At 54.3% G+C, this 20,038-nt stretch carries 19 protein-coding genes and 1 other annotated feature; of the genes, 10 read left to right on the top strand and 9 right to left on the bottom strand.

The genetic code is table 11. From position 1 onward, the window contains the following. Positions 1-48 precede the first annotated feature (48 nt). From dnaX to AC2FAK_RS05950, 3 genes are all read right to left on the bottom strand, one after another. Complete coding sequence (dnaX, locus tag AC2FAK_RS05940; RefSeq protein WP_095454700.1) at positions 49-1,974, bottom strand: DNA polymerase III subunit gamma/tau; 1,926 nt, start codon at positions 1,972-1,974, stop codon at positions 49-51. Continuing rightward, positions 655-719: a sequence feature (DnaX frameshifting element), on the bottom strand. It overlaps the preceding gene by 65 nt. Before the next feature lie 88 nt (positions 1,975-2,062). After that, positions 2,063-2,614 (bottom strand): adenine phosphoribosyltransferase, encoded by a 552-nt coding sequence (apt, locus tag AC2FAK_RS05945; RefSeq protein ID WP_000127359.1) that lies wholly within the window; start codon positions 2,612-2,614, stop codon positions 2,063-2,065. Between the two features lie 151 nt (positions 2,615-2,765). Beyond that, positions 2,766-3,143 (bottom strand): DUF454 family protein, encoded by a 378-nt coding sequence (locus AC2FAK_RS05950; protein WP_013095896.1) that lies wholly within the window; start codon positions 3,141-3,143, stop codon positions 2,766-2,768. Between the two features lie 50 nt (positions 3,144-3,193). Between AC2FAK_RS05950 and priC the strand changes: the two genes are divergently transcribed. After that, positions 3,194-3,721, top strand: a complete 528-nt coding sequence (priC, locus tag AC2FAK_RS05955) for a primosomal replication protein N'' (protein ID WP_047360818.1) — start codon at positions 3,194-3,196, stop codon at positions 3,719-3,721. Between the two features lie 12 nt (positions 3,722-3,733). Next, on the top strand, positions 3,734-3,910 hold the full coding sequence (rsmS, locus tag AC2FAK_RS05960) for a pleiotropic regulatory protein RsmS (protein ID WP_058682755.1): 177 nt from the start codon (positions 3,734-3,736) through the stop codon (positions 3,908-3,910). A 223-nt stretch (positions 3,911-4,133) separates the two neighbouring features. Here rsmS and mscK read toward each other — a convergent pair whose 3' ends face one another. Further along, on the bottom strand, positions 4,134-7,481 hold the full coding sequence (gene mscK, locus AC2FAK_RS05965) for a mechanosensitive channel MscK (RefSeq protein ID WP_040021514.1): 3,348 nt from the start codon (positions 7,479-7,481) through the stop codon (positions 4,134-4,136). A 113-nt stretch (positions 7,482-7,594) separates the two neighbouring features. Next, positions 7,595-8,248, bottom strand: a complete 654-nt coding sequence (gene acrR, locus AC2FAK_RS05970) for a multidrug efflux transporter transcriptional repressor AcrR (RefSeq protein WP_013095892.1) — start codon at positions 8,246-8,248, stop codon at positions 7,595-7,597. A 141-nt stretch (positions 8,249-8,389) separates the two neighbouring features. On the opposite strand from acrR, the gene acrA reads away from it, so the two are divergent. The 6 genes from acrA (at position 8,390) to AC2FAK_RS06000 (ending at position 15,229) form a co-directional block, all read left to right on the top strand. Further along, positions 8,390-9,583, top strand: coding sequence for a multidrug efflux RND transporter periplasmic adaptor subunit AcrA (acrA, locus tag AC2FAK_RS05975; protein WP_095454701.1), 1,194 nt, complete (start codon positions 8,390-8,392; stop codon positions 9,581-9,583). Between the two features lie 22 nt (positions 9,584-9,605). Then, positions 9,606-12,752 (top strand): multidrug efflux RND transporter permease subunit AcrB, encoded by a 3,147-nt coding sequence (gene acrB / locus AC2FAK_RS05980; RefSeq protein ID WP_095454702.1) that lies wholly within the window; start codon positions 9,606-9,608, stop codon positions 12,750-12,752. 512 nt (positions 12,753-13,264) lie between these two features. Next, positions 13,265-13,639, top strand: coding sequence for an Hha toxicity modulator TomB (gene tomB / locus AC2FAK_RS05985; protein ID WP_008499288.1), 375 nt, complete (start codon positions 13,265-13,267; stop codon positions 13,637-13,639). Positions 13,640-13,666: 27 nt separating this feature from the next. Continuing rightward, positions 13,667-13,885 carry an HHA domain-containing protein gene (locus AC2FAK_RS05990; protein WP_013095889.1) on the top strand — a complete coding sequence of 73 codons (219 nt, stop codon included), beginning with the start codon at positions 13,667-13,669 and terminating at the stop codon, positions 13,883-13,885. A 209-nt stretch (positions 13,886-14,094) separates the two neighbouring features. Continuing rightward, positions 14,095-14,646 carry a maltose O-acetyltransferase gene (maa, locus tag AC2FAK_RS05995; RefSeq protein ID WP_013095888.1) on the top strand — a complete coding sequence of 184 codons (552 nt, stop codon included), beginning with the start codon at positions 14,095-14,097 and terminating at the stop codon, positions 14,644-14,646. A gap of 115 nt (positions 14,647-14,761) precedes the next feature. Then, positions 14,762-15,229: a YlaC family protein gene (locus AC2FAK_RS06000; protein ID WP_013095887.1), complete on the top strand. Its 468-nt coding sequence runs from the start codon at positions 14,762-14,764 to the stop codon at positions 15,227-15,229. On the opposite strand, the gene pdxR is transcribed toward AC2FAK_RS06000, so the two are convergent. Then, complete coding sequence (gene pdxR, locus AC2FAK_RS06005; protein WP_058651634.1) at positions 15,201-16,661, bottom strand: MocR-like pyridoxine biosynthesis transcription factor PdxR; 1,461 nt, start codon at positions 16,659-16,661, stop codon at positions 15,201-15,203. The genes AC2FAK_RS06000 and pdxR overlap by 29 nt on opposite strands. 101 nt (positions 16,662-16,762) lie before the next feature. On the opposite strand from pdxR, the gene AC2FAK_RS06010 reads away from it, so the two are divergent. Further along, complete coding sequence (locus AC2FAK_RS06010; protein WP_023620096.1) at positions 16,763-17,473, top strand: GNAT family N-acetyltransferase; 711 nt, start codon at positions 16,763-16,765, stop codon at positions 17,471-17,473. Here the strand turns inward: AC2FAK_RS06010 and ykgO are convergent. After that, positions 17,470-17,610: a type B 50S ribosomal protein L36 gene (gene ykgO / locus AC2FAK_RS06015; protein ID WP_003859006.1), complete on the bottom strand. Its 141-nt coding sequence runs from the start codon at positions 17,608-17,610 to the stop codon at positions 17,470-17,472. The genes AC2FAK_RS06010 and ykgO overlap by 4 nt on opposite strands. A gap of 2 nt (positions 17,611-17,612) precedes the next feature. Continuing rightward, positions 17,613-17,873, bottom strand: a complete 261-nt coding sequence (locus AC2FAK_RS06020; RefSeq protein WP_006176933.1) for a type B 50S ribosomal protein L31 — start codon at positions 17,871-17,873, stop codon at positions 17,613-17,615. 231 nt (positions 17,874-18,104) lie between these two features. Between AC2FAK_RS06020 and AC2FAK_RS06025 the strand changes: the two genes are divergently transcribed. Then, entirely contained in the window at positions 18,105-19,682 is a 1,578-nt protein-coding gene (locus AC2FAK_RS06025) for an EAL domain-containing protein (protein ID WP_095454703.1), read from the top strand. Here AC2FAK_RS06025 and AC2FAK_RS06030 read toward each other — a convergent pair. Beyond that, on the bottom strand, positions 19,663-19,938 hold the full coding sequence (locus AC2FAK_RS06030; RefSeq protein ID WP_014830896.1) for a metal/formaldehyde-sensitive transcriptional repressor: 276 nt from the start codon (positions 19,936-19,938) through the stop codon (positions 19,663-19,665). The two genes, AC2FAK_RS06025 and AC2FAK_RS06030, sit on opposite strands and share 20 nt — an antisense overlap. Positions 19,939-20,038 lie beyond the last annotated feature (100 nt).

Below are 20,038 nucleotides of genomic sequence, written 5' to 3' on the forward strand. Positions count from 1 at the left end.
TCTCTCTCTTTCACGTTTAACGATGACAACCGTAAGTCAGACTCACGATCAAATGGGGCGAATACTCTCTTCATCCAGATCGGCGTCGAAGAACCGGCGCAGGGTCTGGATGTTGTTATCCGCTATAATCGACTCACGCGCCTGCGCGAGTTTCTCTTCATAAATGGCCTGGCGCCACTCCAGTGGCGTTCGCACCGCCGGATTATCATCTTCAATGATAGTCAATTCAACCGGTACACCCTGCAATGTGGCCAGCGCCTCCGCCAGTGCTTTTTGTGCGCCGGGGGAGTTCAGGTGCCGTTGACCGGGACGCAGATGCAGACGCACCTGATTACCGTCCTGCTCTTTCCAGGCATTCAGCGCGACCTGCTCGACCAGCTTAGGCAGCTGCAGTTTACTGACCTCAGCGGCCCAGGCGTCACGCGCGATAGACTCTTCCGCGAGCTTCGCGGAAAGCTCCGGTGTTTTTTCATGCTCCAGCGCTTTCTTCAGCGCTTTTGGCGTGGCGACCTCTTTCTTCACCTCTTCGACGATGGTCGTCGACTTCCAGCGGTAAGCCTCTTCTTTCACCGGGGCTTTTTGCTCGAGCGCGGACGGTGCCGGGCGCGCCTGTACGCGCTCCGTTACCGAGGCCAGTCGTTCAAGCGCGGCGTTGTTAACCGGCCGCGCTCTTCCTGGCGCTGCCGGTTCACTCTTTTTTGGTTTGGTTGCTCCCTGCGCTCGCTGCAACTGGCTGCGGGCGGCAAGCACCGAACTGGTGGCATCCGACAGCGGTACATTTTGCGGCGGCGCTGCCGGCTGTGCTGGCACCTGCTGCGGGGACATCACTGCCGTTGGAGCGGTCGGGGCGAATGACTGCCGGGGCACTTCAGGCTCTGGCAGCGGCATACGCGGGTGGAACGCCAGCGCACGCAGCAGCGTCATTTCAACGCCCATTCTAGGATCCGGCGCAAACGGCAGCTCTTTACGGCCAATCAGCAAGGTCTGGTAATAAAGCTGTACGTCAGCAGGCGGCACGGTTCGCGCAAGTTCACGCATCCGCTGTTCAATGGCCGCCATATCCGCCCCCATTGCTGACGGAGAGAGCTGAAGCATCGCTACACGGTGCAGCAGGCTAAGCATCTCGACCAGCAGGGCTTCCCATTCGACGCCGCGGGCGGCGGCGGCGTTGACGAGCGACATCACCCGCTCACCGTTGGCGGCAATCATCGCTTCGATAAGCGAGAGCGCCTGATCGTCGTCCAGCGTGCCGAGCATGGTGCTGACCGCCTCCGTCGACAGTTTACCGTCACCGCTGGCAATAGCTTGATCCGTCAGGCTGAGCGCATCGCGCAGGCTGCCGTCCGCTGCACGGGCCAGCAGTTGCAGGGCGCGCGGCTCGTGGACAATGTTCTCTTCGTCGAGAATGTGTTCCAGCTGAGTACGGATCTGTTCAACGTCCAGCGCCTTCAGATGGAACTGCAAACAGCGCGACAGAATCGTCACCGGCAGCTTTTGCGGATCGGTGGTCGCCAGCAGGAATTTCACATGCGCAGGCGGCTCTTCCAGCGTTTTCAGCAGGGCGTTGAAGCTGTGACGTGACAGCATGTGCACTTCATCGATCAGATAGACCTTGAAGCGGCCACGCGCCGGGGCGTACTGCACGTTATCCAGCAGGTCACGGGTATCTTCAACTTTGGTGCGCGAGGCGGCGTCGATCTCGATCAGATCGACAAAGCGCCCCTGCTCGATCTCACGGCAGTTGTCACACACGCCACACGGCGTGGCGGTGATCCCGGTTTCGCAGTTCAGACCTTTTGCCAGCAAACGGGCAATAGAGGTTTTACCGACGCCGCGGGTACCGGAGAAGAGATAGGCGTGATGGATACGACCTAGCGACAAGCCGTTCGCCAGGGCCGTCAGCACATGTTCCTGACCGACAACGTCGGCAAAGGTTTGTGGTCGCCATTTACGGGCTAACACCTGATAACTCATGGGCAGGCTCTGCAACGCTGGAAGGTGAATTAATGGAGGGGAATGCTATCACAACCTCACCCATTGAGCGAGGTTGTGAGAAACGGGATTAATGACCCGGGAAAGGCACCAGGCTGTAGCTGGTAATACCCTGTTTTTCCAGGCGCTGTTCGCCGCCCAGATCGAACAGATTGATGATGAAGGCCGCGTCGGTCACTTCACCACCCAGGCGACGAATCAGCTTCACGGTCGCTTCGATAGTGCCACCGGTTGCCAGCAGATCGTCCACCACCAGCACTTTGTCGCCAGGCTTAATGGCATCGACGTGGATTTCCAGCTGATCGGTGCCGTATTCCAGCTCATAGCTCTCCGCGATGGTTTCACGCGGCAGTTTGCGCGGCTTACGCACTGGCACAAAACCTACGCCCATTGCCAGCGCCACCGGTGCGCCAAACAGGAAGCCACGGGCTTCGGTACCTACTACTTTGGTGATCCCGGCGTTTTTATAACGCTCTACCAGCAGTTCAATGCTGAGCGCGTACGCTTTCGGGTCTTCCAGCAAGCTGGTGACATCACGGAAAAGAATGCCAGGTTTTGGATAGTCCTGGATGCTTTTGATGCTGTTTTTCAGATATTCAAGCTGCTGTGCAGTTGCGGTCATCGGTTTGTGCCTAAATGAAACAGTGTTACTCACAGCGCGCAAAGAGGCGGTAAAGGTAACAATTGTTTAACCTTTAACCAGGCGCGCCTGTGCTCGAAAACGGTCGAATTTACTGGCTGCGCGCAATAATTGCAACAGCCATTATAAGGCTTCAGTGCTTTTGTTGCTTTTCATCAACCACGGGGATCCGCCACATGAAGATAAGCAGGCAGGTCAGGATAACCAGCAGCAGGATCCGCACCCACATCATTTTCACCAGCCATAATGAAATGGCGAAGGTGATGAGGATGACTGCAATCGCACGCGGCTTTGCGCCAGGCGGCATGGCCCGGTGTTTCTGCCAGTGGCGCAGATAGCCGCCAAACCACGAGCGATACAGCAGCCAGTGATGAAAACGCGGGGATGAGCGGGCAAAACACCAGGCTGCCAGCAGAATAAACGGCGTCGTGGGCAAAAGTGGCAAAACCACGCCCAGGGTGCCTAACACTACCGCCAGCCAGCCAATGATGATTAAAATAGTACGCTGCATAATGCGAATCGTTATCAAACTGAACGGCTACTTTACCACTGGAGCGCGCCTTGAAAATAGCCCTGCTTTTAGAGACGCTGCAAAATCAGCTCGTTGCCCTGCGCACGCAGGCGTCACCGCTGATGCAGCATGCGACGCTCAAACCGCGCTTTGACCGGCAGTTATTTCATACCCGAAGTACACTGATGAAAGACTATCTTGACGAAGCGCAGACCAACCTCGATGAACTGCGTCAGGCCGTGAATGACGGTAAACATGAGCAGGTGGCCTGGCTTGCGGAGCACCTCACCAGCCAGATCACCGCCCTGCACCGGGAGATCGCAGCCTGGCCCCTGCGCAGCTGGGACAGCGCGTCACCGGGCCTCGGAAAATGGCAGCGCAAACGGCTGGAGCACCAGGAGTTTGAACGCCGTCTGTTTGAGATGAAGCGCGAGCGGGAAGCGCGTCTGAACAACAGTGAAACGCTGGAAGAACAGCAGATACTAATGCGCGAGATTGACGCGCTGGAAGGACGTCTTGTCCGTTGCCGTCAGGCGCTGGAGGAGATAGAACGCGTGATTGAACGCCTGACCCGTTAAAAGGAGCCACACATGTCGCTGGAAAATGCCCCGGATGAGGTCAAACTGGCCGTCGATTTGATTATGCTGCTGGAGAATCATGAGATCCCGGCTGAGACGGTGCTGAAGGCGCTGGAGATTGTGCGGCGGGATTTTGAGGGAAAGGTGAAGGCCGGTTGCCCTCACCCTAACCCTCTCCCACCGGGCTGAGGAATCCCCAGAAAATTAGATATGGATAAATGGTTGTTTATTGTTCAAAAATGGAGCTAAAAACAACCGATAACTCGACAGAAGATGCACATTTATGAGCGTTTTCTGTCTGTCTACGAGCTGAGTGAATCTAACTGCTCGCAAAATATTCATTCTAATCCTCTGAAACCACTAATAAAAAATTAGTGGGGATTCCTCAGCCCACCGGGAGAGGGAAAATAGTTCAGGCGGGAGTCGGATCGTCACCCTTAATCTCACGCTTCACTTCCGTATGCTCGTCACCTTTCTCGTTATGCAGGTGAACCTCAAGCTGGTTGAAAGCAATATTGATATTGTTTTCACGGCACAGACGGTCGATGGAGCGGTTCAGTTCATCCACGGTGTAGCTGCGATCGCGAAGCTCACGCACGTATAAACGCAGCTCGTGATCCAGCGTGCTCGCCCCGAAGGTGGTGAAGAAGACGTCTGGCGCCGGCTCGTGCATAACCTTTGGATGCTCTTTTGCGGCCTTCAGCAATACCTCTTTCACCTTATCCAGATCCGAACCGTAGGCTACGCCGAGGCGGATCACCACACGCGTAGTCGTATCCGAGAGCGACCAGTTGATCAAACGCTCGGTCACGAACGCTTTGTTCGGGATGATCACCTCTTTGCGATCGAAGTCGGTAATAGTGGTCGCACGAATGCGGATCTTGCTGACGGTACCGGAGAAGGTCCCGATGGTCACCGTATCGCCAATTCGCACCGGACGTTCGAACAGGATGATCAGGCCGGAAACGAAGTTACCGAAAATCTCCTGCAGGCCAAAACCGAGACCCACAGAGAGCGCTGCCGCCAGCCACTGCAGTTTGTCCCATGACACGCCCAGCGAGCCGAAGACCGTCATCGCCCCGACAATAATGATGACGTAGTTAAGGATGGTGGTAATGGCATAGGACGCCCCCTGACGCAGGTTCAGGCGCGACAGCACCAGCACCTCCAGCAGACCCGGCAGGTTTCGAATCAGCGCCCAGGCCACCATCGACGACACCACCGCAAACAGCAGGCTGCCCATGGTGACGCTCTTCATCACCGCAGCGCCTGCTTCGGTCCCGCTGTACTGCCAGAGAGTGATACTGTCGAGATAGGCAAAGACGGTAATCAAATCAGACCAGATGGCCCAGAACATCACCGCGAACAGGGCGATCATCACCAGCATGGTGATACGCAGCGTCTGCTGGTTAACCTGCTCCAGCGCGATGGTCGGCTCTTCCTGCGGCTCTGCGCCTTCAGCGCCCTCTTTCACCTGATGCTGACGACGCGCAATGGCGCGGCGATAAGCGATACGGCGAGCCGCCACGCTCAGGCCGCGCAGCACGGTCTGGTAGAGCAGGTTCCAGACAATCACCAGATAGACGGTTTCTATCCAGCGGCCGGACAGGCGCAGCGTGGTGTAGAAGTAGCCCGTCGCCGTGAGCACCATCAGCGCCAGCGGAATGATTGCCAGCACCGTGACGGTGGCGAGGCGCAGGTTGTGGGACTCTTTATCACGCCAGCTATCGCGGCACATCGGCCACATCAGGATGGCAATCAACAGCAGGTTCAGCAGAATGACCAGCTGACCCAGAACGTCATCCATCAGATGCAGCGGAGAAAGCTCGGAAACCACCGACCAGAAGTGCAGCGGCAGGAGCGCCAGGCTGATGCGGACAATCTGACGACGCCAGTGGCTGGTCAGTTGCTGTGGCATATTGAAGTGACGCACCGCCACGCCGTCTTTTTCCAGCACCTTCCAGCACAGACCAAACACCAGCCAGAACAGGGCCAGCTTTTTACTGAAAGCCCACAGCAAATCGCTGACGTTGAGCTGCATGGTGAGCAGGATCAGGCCAACAGCCAGGATGATCAGGCACACCGGCAGCGCGCGAATGAGATCGATCAGAATCGCTTTTGGCGTATGCAGCTGGCTGTCATTTCGCAGTTGCCCCACTTCTGAGGCCAGCTTCGCCTGATAGTTCTTCAGCCATCCCAGACGCCAGCGGATCACGCCCGCAATCAGCAGCAGCGGTAATCCCGCCAGGAAGGCAATCATCACCGCGGGCCAGGCTTTCTCCCAGTTCCCGGTGATTTTCATGCTTTTAATCTGCGTTTTCAGCGTTTCGGGGAAGGATTTAACCCAGTCCCAGTCCATCGGTTTGTTGCTGTTAACCCAGAAAATCTGCTGGGTTAAAATCTCCTGCAGACTTTTAGAAACGCTCACCAGCTGCTGCTGGTTGATCTGCAGGTTAATCGCCATCATCAGCTGGTTACCCAGCTGTTTATTGAGCTGGTCAAGCAGCTCGCGGCGCATATCCACCACCTGCAACAGTGCGTCGTGCACTTCCGGGTTCACTTCACTGGAGTGGCCCTCTTCTATTTTAGCGACAAAGGTATCGCTCTGGAAAAGGGCATCACGCTGCTGGTTGACGTCAAACTGTTCCAGACGTAAATCCGCAATGCGGTTGGTCATGTCCTCCAGCTCGTCGGCAGAGGGCAGCGTCTGCTGTTGCTGATAAAGAATGCGTGACAGCAGAAGGCTGCCTTTCAGCACCGCAATTTGCTCTTTGATGTTACGTTCCGCCTGGAGCGCGCGGTCCAGCCAGTTTTTAACTTTAATGTTCTGTTGAACCAGCGAGTTACCGTTTTCGGTCGCCTGAATCAGGCGCTCGCTCAGCTGATGGTTCGCGTCGAGCTCCTGCTTCACCAGCGGATTGGCCTGGATGCGGGCGGTTTCGTCCGGCGATACCGCCTCCTGGGCGGTTTTTTCCGTCAGCGTCAGGCGCTTGCTGTTCACCGCCTCCTGCAACAGCTGAAGCTGATGTTCCAGACGGTTAATGTTGGCGGTCACGTAATCACGCTGTTTTTGTAGCGTGTCCTGCAGCACCGTATTCCCTTCCAGGCTTTTACGCTGCTGTTCAATTTGCGCATTCAGTAACGACTGCTGAACCAGCAGCAGCGTTTGCTGCGTCGGGCGCAGCGTGCCTTCACCCACCGTGGTGCCGTTCAGGCGATTGCGGATTTGCTGCAGCTGCTGAGACGCGGCGTACATCGCGTTTTGCACGCGCTCGGGCTGAGTCTGCAAAGAGACAAGCTGACTGTTGTAGGTGGCGAGATCCGACTGTGCGGTTTGCAGGTCGTCGAGCAGTTGTGCGACGCGCGACTCCAGCTGACGCAGCGACAGCGTTGCCAGCGTTTTGCGCGTTTCGTCGTCGTTATCCACGTCGCTCAGGGCATTTAGCGAATCCGTTGCCTTACGCATGTTTTCCGGCGCCTGCGCCACCTTCTGACGAAGCTGGGTGGTTTCCGCTTTGACGCGCTCAATTTTATCCAGTGATTCCAGCGTTTCCGTCAGATCCTGCTGAACGAGTTTGTCCTGAGGCGTAAGATCTTTTTGTTTATTCAGGGCGTCGAGCTGCGACTGGACATCAGCACGGGATGGAATGTCATTGCCGTTATCGGCGCGGGCCCAGGAAAGCGGTGCCGTTGCGAAGAAAAACAGCGTCGCGAAGAGTAGTGCAAGAACAGGATGTTGCGAGCGATTGGTGTGCAGCATAGTCGTGAGTGATGTCAGAAGATGACCGAAAATAGTCCGGCGTGCAGAATATCACGCTCGCCTGAAGCAGAATAGCGCGAACGTGAGCCTCTGAGATAAATCCTGGAAATGGCTCAGGCAGTGAGCGAAGGCGCGTCGCTGCGCAGCGTCGGGCAGAGCTGTAGCATTTCCAGTAAAATCGCCACGTAGCTGCGGGCCTCCGCTTTTAAGTCAAAGGATTGCGGGGCAAAAAGCCAGTTTTCCATCAGGCCCGAAATGTAGCTGCGCATCAGAATAGCCGCCCGGCGGGTCAGGAGATTGGCCGGTAGCAGTTTAGCCTGCATGCACTGGTTCAGGTTCTGTTCAATGCGGTCATAGCTTTCCAGGCTAAGGCTGCGTTGCGCCTGCTGCACAACAGCCATCTCTCCCACAAACTCACATTTATGGAAAATAATTTCCATCATTAACCGACGGCGCTCTTCAACTACCGTCGCTTCAAGGATATATACTAATATTTCTCTTAATACTGAGAGTGGATCGTCAGGGAATTTTGCCCGATACTCACTCTCGAGATCGCTAATGCTGGACTCTGAAAGCTCCCAGATTTCACTGAACAGATCTGACTTGTCTTTAAAATGCCAGTAAATCGCTCCCCGCGTAACGCCAGCGGCCTGAGCAATCTGTGCCAGCGAGGTTGACGAAACACCCTGCTGAGAAAACAAACGGATTGCCACATCCAGAATGTGTTGTCGGGTTTCAAGTGCTTGTTGTTTGGTTTTTCGTGCCATAAGTGGGTGAATTTACAGGCGTCAGATTTACATACATTTGTGAATGTATGTACCATAGCATGACGATAATATAAACGCAGCAATGGGTTTTTGGACTCAGGACCATTGATCAATTTGAAATCGGACACTCGAGGTTTACATATGAACAAAAACAGAGGGTTAACGCCTCTGGCGGTCGTTCTGATGCTCTCAGGCAGCTTAGCGCTTACAGGATGTGACGACAAACAGGCTCAACAAGGAGCGCAGCAGATGCCAGAAGTTGGCGTTGTGACGCTCAAATCCGAACCTCTTCAGATCACCACCGAATTGCCTGGCCGCACAAGTGCTTATCGCATTGCAGAAGTTCGTCCTCAGGTGAGCGGCATTATCCTGAAACGTAACTTTACCGAAGGCGGCGATGTGCAAGCCGGTGAGTCTCTTTATCAGATTGATCCCGCAACGTATCAGGCGTCGTATGAAAGCGCGAAAGGCGACCTGGCGAAAGCGGAAGCGGCGGCCAAAATCTCTCAGCTGACGTTGAATCGTTACAAAAAACTGCTCGGTACGCAGTACATCAGCCAACAGGACTACGACACAGCCCTGGCGGATGCACAGCAGGCTAACGCGGCCGTTGTGGCAGCAAAAGCAGCTGTCGAAACCGCGCGCATCAACCTGGCCTATACCAAAGTGACCTCCCCTATCAGCGGTCGTATTGGTAAGTCCTCCGTGACCGAAGGGGCACTGGTGCAAAACGGTCAGGCCACAGCGATGGCAACCGTGCAGCAGCTTGATCCGATCTACGTTGACGTGACGCAGTCCAGCAACGATTTCCTGCGACTGAAACAAGAGCTGGCAAACGGCACCCTGAAGCAGGAGAACGGTAAAGCCAAAGTGGAGCTGGTCACTAACGACGGCATCAAATATCCACAGGCGGGTACGCTGGAATTCTCCGATGTGACGGTCGACCAGACCACCGGTTCCATCACCTTACGTGCGATCTTCCCGAACCCTGACCACACCCTGTTGCCAGGTATGTTCGTTCGCGCACGTCTGGAAGAAGGCACTAACCCAACCGCACTTCTGGTTCCACAGCAGGGTGTGACCCGTACGCCACGCGGCGATGCGAGCGCACTGGTTGTTGGTGCTGGTGACAAAGTCGAAATGCGCAATATCACTGCTACGCAGGCGATTGGCGATAAATGGCTGGTGACGGAAGGTCTGAAAGATGGCGATCGCGTGATTGTTACTGGTTTGCAAAAAGTTCGTCCTGGCGCTCAGGTAAAAGCACAGGAAGTGAAGTCTGACGATAAACAACAAGCTTCGGCCGCTGGCCAGTCAGAACAAACCAAGTCTTAACTTAAACAGGAGCCGTTAAGACATGCCTAATTTCTTTATCGATCGCCCCATATTCGCATGGGTGATCGCCATTATTATCATGCTGGCCGGGGGACTTGCGATCCTGAAGCTGCCTGTTGCGCAATATCCGACCATTGCGCCACCGGCGGTGACGATCTCCGCAACCTACCCGGGGGCTGATGCGAAAACGGTGCAGGATACCGTTACGCAGGTTATCGAACAGAACATGAACGGTATCGATAACCTGATGTACATGTCCTCAAACAGTGACTCCACCGGTACGGTCCAGATCACCCTGACCTTCGAGTCAGGTACCGATGCGGACATCGCGCAGGTGCAGGTGCAGAACAAACTGCAGCTGGCGATGCCACTGCTGCCGCAGGAAGTACAACAGCAGGGTGTGAGCGTCGAGAAATCGTCCAGTAGCTTCCTGATGGTTGTTGGCGTTATCAATACCAACGGCACCATGACGCAGGAGGATATTTCCGACTACGTGGGCGCCAACATGAAGGACGCCATCAGCCGTACTTCCGGTGTGGGTGACGTTCAGCTGTTCGGTTCCCAGTACGCGATGCGTATCTGGATGGATCCGAACAAACTGAACAACTTCCAGCTGACGCCGGTTGACGTCATCAACGCCATTAAAGCGCAGAACGCCCAGGTGGCAGCCGGTCAGTTAGGCGGTACACCGCCGGTGAAAGGCCAGCAGCTTAACGCGTCTATCATCGCGCAGACCCGTCTGACCTCCGCCGATGAGTTCAGCAAAATTCTGTTGAAAGTGAATCAGGACGGTTCGCAGGTTCGCCTGCGTGACGTGGCTAAAGTGGAACTGGGTGGCGAAAACTACGACATCATTGCGAAGTTTAACGGCAAACCGGCTTCCGGTCTGGGTATCAAACTGGCGACCGGTGCTAACGCCCTGGACACCGCAACGGCTATCCGTGCAGAGCTGAAGAAGATGGAACCGTTCTTCCCGTCAGGTCTGAAGATCGTTTATCCCTATGACACCACGCCGTTCGTTAAAATTTCGATTCACGAAGTGGTTAAAACCCTGGTAGAAGCGATCATCCTCGTCTTCCTGGTGATGTATCTGTTCCTGCAGAACTTCCGCGCGACGTTGATCCCAACCATCGCCGTACCGGTCGTCCTGCTCGGAACCTTCGCCATACTGGCGATATTTGGCTACTCGATAAACACCCTGACGATGTTCGGGATGGTGCTCGCCATCGGCTTGCTCGTGGATGACGCCATCGTGGTCGTAGAAAACGTCGAGCGTGTTATGGCGGAAGAAGGTCTGCCGCCGAAGGAAGCAACCCGTAAATCCATGGGTCAGATCCAGGGCGCGCTGGTCGGTATCGCGATGGTGCTGTCCGCGGTATTTATTCCGATGGCCTTCTTCGGGGGCTCTACCGGTGCGATTTACCGTCAGTTCTCCATCACCATTGTTTCTGCGATGGCGCTGTCGGTACTGGTGGCGTTGATCCTGACGCCAGCGCTGTGTGCCACCATGCTGAAACCGGTTCAGAAAGGCGGTCACGGCGAGCATAAAGGGTTCTTCGGCTGGTTTAACCGCATGTTTGATAAGAGCACGCACCACTACACCGACAGCGTAGGCAACATTCTGCGCAGCACCGGTCGTTATCTGCTGCTCTATATCATCATCGTGGTCGGCATGGCCTATCTGTTCGTGCGTCTGCCAAGTTCGTTCCTGCCTGATGAAGACCAGGGCGTGTTCCTGACAATGGCGCAGCTTCCGGCGGGTGCATCGCAAGAGCGTACCCAGAAAGTGCTGGATGAAGTGACGGACTACTACCTCACCAAAGAAAAAGCGAACGTTGAATCGGTGTTTGCGGTTAACGGCTTTGGCTTTGCGGGTCGCGGTCAGAACACCGGTATTGCCTTCGTCTCTCTGAAAGACTGGTCTGAACGTCCGGGCGAAGAGAATAAGGTGGAGGCTATCACCGGCCGTGCAATGGGCACCTTCTCGCAGATAAAAGATGCGATGGTCTTCGCCTTTAACCTGCCAGCGATTGTTGAACTGGGTACCGCGACCGGTTTCGACTTCCAGCTGATTGACCAGGGCGGTCTGGGCCACGAGAAACTGACTCAGGCGCGTAACCAGCTGTTTGGCGAAGTGGCTAAACACCCTGACCTGCTGGTCGGCGTGCGTCCTAACGGCCTGGAAGATACGCCGCAGTACAAGATCGACATCGACCAGGAGAAAGCGCAGGCGCTGGGTGTATCCATCAGCGACATCAATACCACACTGGGCGCAGCCTGGGGCGGTAGCTACGTTAACGACTTCATCGACCGCGGTCGTGTGAAGAAAGTGTACGTGATGTCTGAAGCGCAATACCGTATGTTGCCGAACGATATCAACAACTGGTACGTTCGCGGCAGCGATGGCCAGATGGTGCCGTTCTCAGCCTTCTCGACGTCGCGTTGGGAATACGGTTCACCGCGTCTGGAACGTTATAACGGGCTACCATCCATGGAAATTCTGGGTCAGGCCGCGCCGGGTCGAAGCACCGGTGAAGCCATGAACCTGATGGAAGAGTTAGCCAGCAAGCTGCCTGCGGGTATTGGCTATGACTGGACCGGTATGTCCTATCAGGAACGTCTGTCCGGTAACCAGGCCCCTGCCCTGTACGCCATTTCACTGATTGTGGTGTTCCTGTGTCTGGCGGCACTGTATGAGAGCTGGTCAATTCCGTTCTCCGTTATGCTGGTGGTGCCATTGGGGGTTATCGGTGCGCTGCTGGCTGCAACGTTCCGTGGGCTGACCAACGACGTGTACTTCCAGGTAGGCCTGCTGACAACCATTGGCTTGTCGGCGAAGAACGCGATACTTATCGTTGAATTCGCCAAAGATCTGATGGAGAAAGAAGGTAAAGGCCTGATCGAAGCCACGCTTGAAGCTGTTCGTATGCGTCTGCGCCCTATTCTGATGACCTCACTGGCATTTATCCTCGGGGTACTGCCGCTGGTTATCAGCTCTGGTGCGGGTTCCGGCGCACAGAACGCGGTAGGTACCGGGGTAATGGGCGGTATGATCACCGCGACCGTACTGGCTATCTTCTTCGTACCGGTGTTCTTCGTGGTGGTTCGCCGCCGCTTCAGCCGGAAGAATGAAGATATTGAACACAGTCATTCGGTAGAACCTCACTGATACCGGTTTCACATGATAAAAAGGCCGCATTAGCGGCCTTTTTCATTTCTGAAAAAAATCATAAAATACGCTTATTGTCGTTTTATTTATTTTATGCCATGTTTAAAAGGCATATCATAATTAGCAGAAAACTTAATGGGCGAACTCAGGATTGTTTTAATTCCATTTCGCCGCTTAACTTATTAGGAATATTCCTAATAACAAGTCCATACAAAGAAAATTCTGAATCCGGACTTTTTCCGCGTGTTTACGCTAAATCAATGAAACGTAAGGAAGCGAAAAAAAACCAGCGTTAATTTGGATAAAAGTGTTCACCTTAGGATGTACTATTGCGTAAACGCTCGCAGACTCTGATTTTAATTGTAATTTTTCGTAATAGCGCGGTGAAATCCTGATCAGAGTGGCTTATAGTTAGAGTGAACAGGAGCACAGCACCCGTAGAGCTAAGTAGGTTGTATCCATCCCGACAATGATGTTCGGTGAGTAAGAAATCACTCAGAAGGGGATGCGCTATGGACGAGTACTCGCCAAAAAGGCATGATATCGCGCAGTTGAAATTTCTCTGCGAATCCTTGTACCATGACTGCCTTGCCAATCTTGATGAAAGTAATCATGGCTGGGTGAACGATCCAACATCGGCCATCAATTTGCAATTGAATGAGTTGATAGAGCATATCGCGACCTTCGCACTTAATTATAAAATTAAGTACAATGAAGATAATAAACTGATTGAGCAAATTGACGAATACCTGGATGACACCTTTATGTTGTTCAGCAGCTACGGCATTAACGCGCAGGATTTGCAGAAATGGCGTAAATCTGGAAACCGGCTATTCCGCTGTTTCGTCAACGTGAGCAGAGCTAACCCTGTTAGCCTTTCCTGTTAAAATTATTACAATGACTAAGGTGAATTTATGTCTGATAAACCACTCACAAAAACCGATTATTTGATGCGCTTACGACGTTGTCAGTCAATTGACACTCTCGAACGCGTGATTGAAAAAAATAAATACGAGCTTTCTGATAATGAACTGACCGTATTTTATTCAGCCGCTGACCATCGTCTTGCCGAGCTGACCATGAATAAACTGTATGACAAAATCCCTCCTTCCGTGTGGAAATTTGTCCGTTAGTTGTTGCAGTGTGTCTGTAGAGGTTCTACGCCACTCTCTTAGTTGTTTATACCTTTCGAATTACGATCCCGGTGTTAAAGCCAGGTCTCCGTGTAAAACGTGATCATTAGCAACAATGTTGTGACTTTAGTCACACGCGCTTTTCGGGAACGTTCCCTTCCTGGCTTATCCCGATTACCCTGCGGTAATCGAACCCAGAGAGGCATCCTATGAGCGTAGAAAAACAGAAAATGATTGCGGGTGAACATTACCGTCCTGGTGATGAAACATTACGGGCCGACCGACTGCGCGCCCGCCATCTGGTTCACCGCTATAACCACTCCGCCCCCGATGAGAAAACAGAACGCCAGAAGATTCTGGCGGAACTGCTGGGGCAAAGTGAAGGGGCTTATATTGAGCCAGCTTTCCGTTGTGACTATGGCTATAACATTTTCCTGGGCAAAGAATTTTACGCTAACTTCGACTGCGTGATGCTCGATGTCTGCCCTATTCATATTGGTGATAACTGTATGCTCGCGCCAGGCGTGCATATTTATACGGCCACCCACCCGCTGGATGCCGAAGAACGCAACAGCGGAGTGGAATACGGTAAACCCGTGCGCATTGGCAATAATGTCTGGATCGGCGGACGAGCGGTGATTAACCCGGGCGTCACGGTGGGGGATAATGTGGTGATTGCCTCCGGCGCTGTGGTGACAAAAGATGTCCCGGCCAATGCCGTCGTCGGGGGTAATCCGGCGAAAATTATCAAAATGCTGTGAGGGTATGGGGAGTCAACTGTTATGGTCTTTCAGCGCGTAACTGTTACTTTTTTCAGTCAAATGGCTCCCCTAAAATAGGCAGATCCCCTGTATTCAACAATCATGAAGGCAAAAAATGACCGAAATACAGCGCCTGCTTACCGCCACCATCGACGATCTCAACATCCGCGAAAAGCGCGATAATCGCCCGCGCTTTAGCATTAGCTTTATTCGCAAACATCCAGGCCTGTTTGTCGCAATGTATGCCGCCTGGCTGGCAACGCTGATTGTCATGCTGAAATCCGAAACGCTGGTGGACTCCGTCTGGCTGCTTGTGGTGCTGTTTGTGGTATTTAACGCGTTTTTCTTTTTTGACGTGCATCCGCGCTATCGTTATGAAGATATCGACGTGCTCGATTTCCGGGTCTGCTACAACGGCGAGTGGTACAACACCCGTTTTGTCCCGCCGGAGCTGATCGACAGCATTCTGCACTCCCCTGCGGTAGAAACCGAACAAAAAGAGAAACTGCAAAAAATGGTCTCAACCAAAGGCCAGCTCTCTTTCTATGATGTCTTTACCCTTTCCCGCCCTGCTGTTGCGTGATCAGTATCTGTATGCGTCGGATAGCCGACGCATACAGTGAAGCCGATGTGTTCCCGTAGCCTAATACCAGACCGCTCTGCCCCTGTTTTGTATCAAGGTAATACCCGCTCAATGCCGCTGGAGCCAGCTGATACGCCCTGGCCTGTTCCACCAGTTGCCTGTCGTCGATTCCGTCAATCGCCACCGTCAGATGCATGCCCCCTTCCCCCGCCAGAACCCGGTGTGGTACATGAAGCTCCGCATTCAGAGCCTCACGCAGCTGTCGGTAGCGTTTACGATAGAGACGACGCATGGCTGCCAAATGGCGCGCATAGTGGCCCTCTTCAATGAACAGCGCCAGGGTACGCTGCTCGGCGCGATGCCCGCCGCGCAATAACGAACCGATGGCCGGGCGTGCCGCTTTCGCCAGCGCCGGGGGGAAAACCATAAACCCCATTCTGAGCGACGGGAATAACGTTTTGCTGAATGTTCCCAGATAAACAACGGGCGCATGGTTAATCATTCCCAGCATCGCCGGTACCGGCTCACCGCTATAACGAAACTCGCTGTCGTAATCATCCTCGATAATCCAGGCGTTATGTTGTCGCGCCACATCCAGTAACGCCAGACGCCGCCGCGCGCTGAGGACACTTCCGTACGGAAACTGATGTGAAGGTGAAGTAAAAATAAGCGAAGGGGACGGCGCATCTGTTCCTTCCCAGCACATGCCCTCTCCATCAACCGGTATTCCCGTTATGGCTAAACCCGCTTTCACAAAGGCGCTTTTTGCGCCGGCATAGCCGGGATCTTCCACCCAGGCAACATCGCCCGGCTCACTCAACAGCAGGGTGCAGAGGTTCACACCTTCCAGTGCGCCTTCGGTGATCACAATCTGGCTGGCGTCGCAGTCAATCCCGCGGGAAAGCGCAAGGTGGCGGGCAATGGCCGCCCGCAAAGCAGGTTCCCCGGCGGGATCGCCGTAGCCCAACAGGGCACTTCCCTCCTCCCGCAACACGCGATCGTACAGGCGCCGCCAGAGCGGCAAGGGAAAATAGTTGATGGCCGGTGTCCCCGGCGTAAAGGCCAGAACCGGCGTGCTACGCGGTACAGGGGCAGGCAGTGCGCTAACCCGTCCGGCAAGCGCAACCGCAGGTGCCGGTAAATCCTGCGCGAGCTGACGGGCCGCCAGCGGTGCCACCCGCGTTCCCTGGCGGCTACGCAACAGATACCCTTCGAGGGTGAGCTGTTCCAGTGCCCCATTAACGGTGTTTCGGGAAAGGGAGAGGTGCCCGGCCAGCGTCCTGGAACCAGACAGGCGACTACCGGACTGTAACCTGCCGGACAATATGTACTCCCGCAATGAAAGATAAAGCGTGCGCTGCAGCGTCTCTTGTCCGCGGTTTTTCAGCGCCGTATTCAGCAAGGTATACAGTTCATCGCCTGGAATATTCATCGCCCCTCCTCGTGGTACCACCAAAACATAGCCTGTTGGTCCTTTTTAAGGAACCACTTCTTCACTAGTCTGGAACTCTTTACAACGTCACGGAGATGAAGATGAATACTTTCAATCAGTTTGGGCAGCCGGTGGGCGAAGCGCTAATCGACTGGCAGCCCCGTCAGCACCCTTCCCGGGTGGTCCTTCAGGGCCGCTACTGCTGGCTTGAGCCGCTGCAGGTGGAGCATGCCGGTGCGCTGTTTGCCGCTTATTCGCTCGCCGGGGATACCCGAAGCTGGACATGGCTTCTGCGTGAACCCGATGCCACCGCCGGTGAATTTGCCGCATGGGTGGCAAGCGTGAGTGAATTATCAGACCCGATACACTTTACCGTCTTCGATAATCAGACCCGCTCCCCGGTGGGAACCCTGGCCCTGATGCGTATCGACCCTAAAAATGGCGTTGTGGAGGTGGGACATGTTCATTTTTCCCCGCTGTTGAGCCGCACGCCGATGTCTACCGAAGCGCAGTTTCTGCTGATGCAATACGTGTTCGATACCCTGGGCTACCGGCGTTATGAGTGGAAGTGCAACAGCCTGAATGAGCCTTCCCGCAAGGCTGCGCTGCGTCTGGGCTTTTTGTTTGAGGGGCGTTTTCGCCAGGCGCTGGTCACCAAAGGCCATAACCGGGATACGGACTGGTTTTCGATTATCGACAAAGAGTGGCCAGCGCTGGCGAGCGCCTTTGAAAGCTGGCTTGCCACCGACAATTTTACTGCCGATGGCAAACAGAAAAGATCCCTGGAAAGCTGGCGTGAAACGGGCGTCTAGCGTCTTTTTTTACGTCCCTGCACCGCTTTAAAGCGCGGGTTTGATTTGCAAATCACATACAGGCGTCCCTTACGTTTGACTATCTGGCAATCCGGGTGACGCTGTTTCGCACTCCGCAACGAGTTAAGTACTTGCATGATCACCCCCGCTTCGCATTAAGAAAGCCGCCAAAACGTTTACGGAAGCGCGCCGCGCTGCCATCCGTCGAGAAGGTTTTCTGTTTGCCGGTATAAAACGGATGCGATTTTGAAGAGACCTCGATGGTGATGTAAGGATAGGTTTCACCGTCGAGTTCAATTTCGCGGTCAGTCTTGATGGTTGAACCAACTTTAAAGTATTCATTGGCGCTGGTGTCGTGAAACACCACGGTGCGATAGGCTGGATGGATATTGGGTTTCATCGTGAATTACTCATGTTTTGTTATAACATAACAAAATAATATCCGGGCTCTGCGGTAAAAACAACCCCCGAGAGTGCATCACATTTCCGACGATATTTTTTGATTTCGCTGCTGCGGAACGAAAACCATGACGCTCACGTGCTATAACTATATCATTTCGCGGTAAAAACTTTCTCCTCTGGCAAGCGTCTCAGTGCCCTGGAGTGGGCATATGAGGAAGGACACGGCAGCATGAAAACCCGACATCTGGTCAGCCTGGTGACTGGCATACTGATCTTTTCTGTGCTGATACCGATTTGCCTCAGTATCTGGCTGGCGCATCGCCAGGCGGAAGAAAAATTTGTCGATGCGCTGGACAGCTATGCCTCACGCGTGCTGTTGCGTACGGACAGGGTTGTTGGGCAGGCCAAGGAAGCGCTCACGCAACTGCAGACCTTTAAAGGCCCTCCCTGTAGCCATCTGCATTTACGGGAAATGCGCCGGATCGCCTTCTCGTGGCTCTATGTTCAGGAAGTGATCTACACCGATAACCTTAAACCGCTGTGCTCGTCGCTGGAACAGGTCAGCAAAGCGACTGCGTTCCCGCCGCCCATGCGCATTACGGAAGATGGCTATAGCGCGTGGCTTACGAGGCCAAATGAACTCGGTTTCAACCGCAACATGGCCGTGCTGGGGCAAGGACATTATCTGGTACTGGTCGATCCCGCCTCGCTGGTGGATGTGATCCCCTTCGCCGATATTTCTATCGATGCCGCCCTGGTAGCGAACGCAACGCATCTCGTGTTCTCCAGCAGCAGCAAACTGGATCCGCACATCCGTGACATGATTAAAGATCAGGAGATGGTCAGTGTTGAGTACAACGGTGCAATGTACGTCATGAAGCCCGTACCGGAGCTGGGAATAAACGTTGTTGCATGGGCTGCGCTGAAACCGCTGGCGGAAACCTGGCACCGGCAGCTCCTTTTCTGGCTGCCGTTTGGCATGCTGATAAGCCTGCTTGCCGCCCTGTTTGTTCTGCGGATATTGCGTCGCATCCAGTCGCCGCGTAACCGCCTGCTTGATGCCATCAATAACCGCGAATTCGAGGTTTACTACCAGCCTATTGTGGCGCTCTGTAGCGGGAAAATAGTGGGCGCAGAGGCGCTAACGCGTTGGCCTCAGCCTGACGGGAGTAGCCTGTCGCCTGACAGTTTCGTCCCGCTGGCGGAACAAACGGGGCTTATCTCGCGCCTCACGCATCTGGTGATCGAAAAAGTGTTCGAGGATATGGGCAGCTGGCTGCATCTCCATGCAGATCAGCATATCTCCGTCAACCTCGCGCCTGCAGATTTAACCTCCGGCAAACTGCCGCCGCTTCTGAGCCAGCTACTCAATAAATGGCAAGTCCGCCCGGAACAGATAGCGCTTGAATTAACCGAACGCGGCTTTGCCGATCCCAAAATCAGCGCACCGGCCATCGCCGCTTTTCGCCGTTCGGGCCACGCCATTTACATCGATGATTTTGGCACGGGCTATTCCAGCCTGAGCTATCTGCAGGATCTGGACGTCGACACGCTGAAAATTGATAAGTCGTTCGTGGATGCGCTGGAGTACAAAAACGTAACGCCACACATTATAGAAATGGCGAAATCACTGAAGCTGGCGATGGTTGCTGAGGGAGTGGAAACCGCAGGGCAGCTCGCCTGGCTGCACCGTCACGGCGTGCAATACGGGCAAGGCTGGTACTACAGTAAGGCGCTGCCAAAAGCGGAATTTATGGCATGGGCAGAAAATAACCTTAACGCCCCTTCTACTTCAGATAAGATTTGATCACCTGTAAAACCACGCCAAGATCGGCCTCACGCTGATCTTCCTCAGGCTCTTTGACGACGTGATCGGTTAAATGGCCTTCGATCACCTGCAGCATCATGCCATTCACCGCACCGCGGATCGCGGCCAGCTGCTGTAATACCTCGGCACACTCATGCTCGTCGTTACTGAGCATTTTTTCCAGCGCGGTGCTCTGCCCCTGAATTTTCTTCAGGCGAGTCAATAACATCTTCTTGTGACGAACCGTATGTGACATCTCTGCATCCTTCTTCTTCTGGCGGGTAAAGCATAACACGCCCTACTCCCCCTGAGTATTTTTCTACTGGGGGGTAGTATTCAACTACTGGGGGGGAGTA

Source organism: Enterobacter cloacae complex sp. 394F7, from assembly GCF_057320385.1.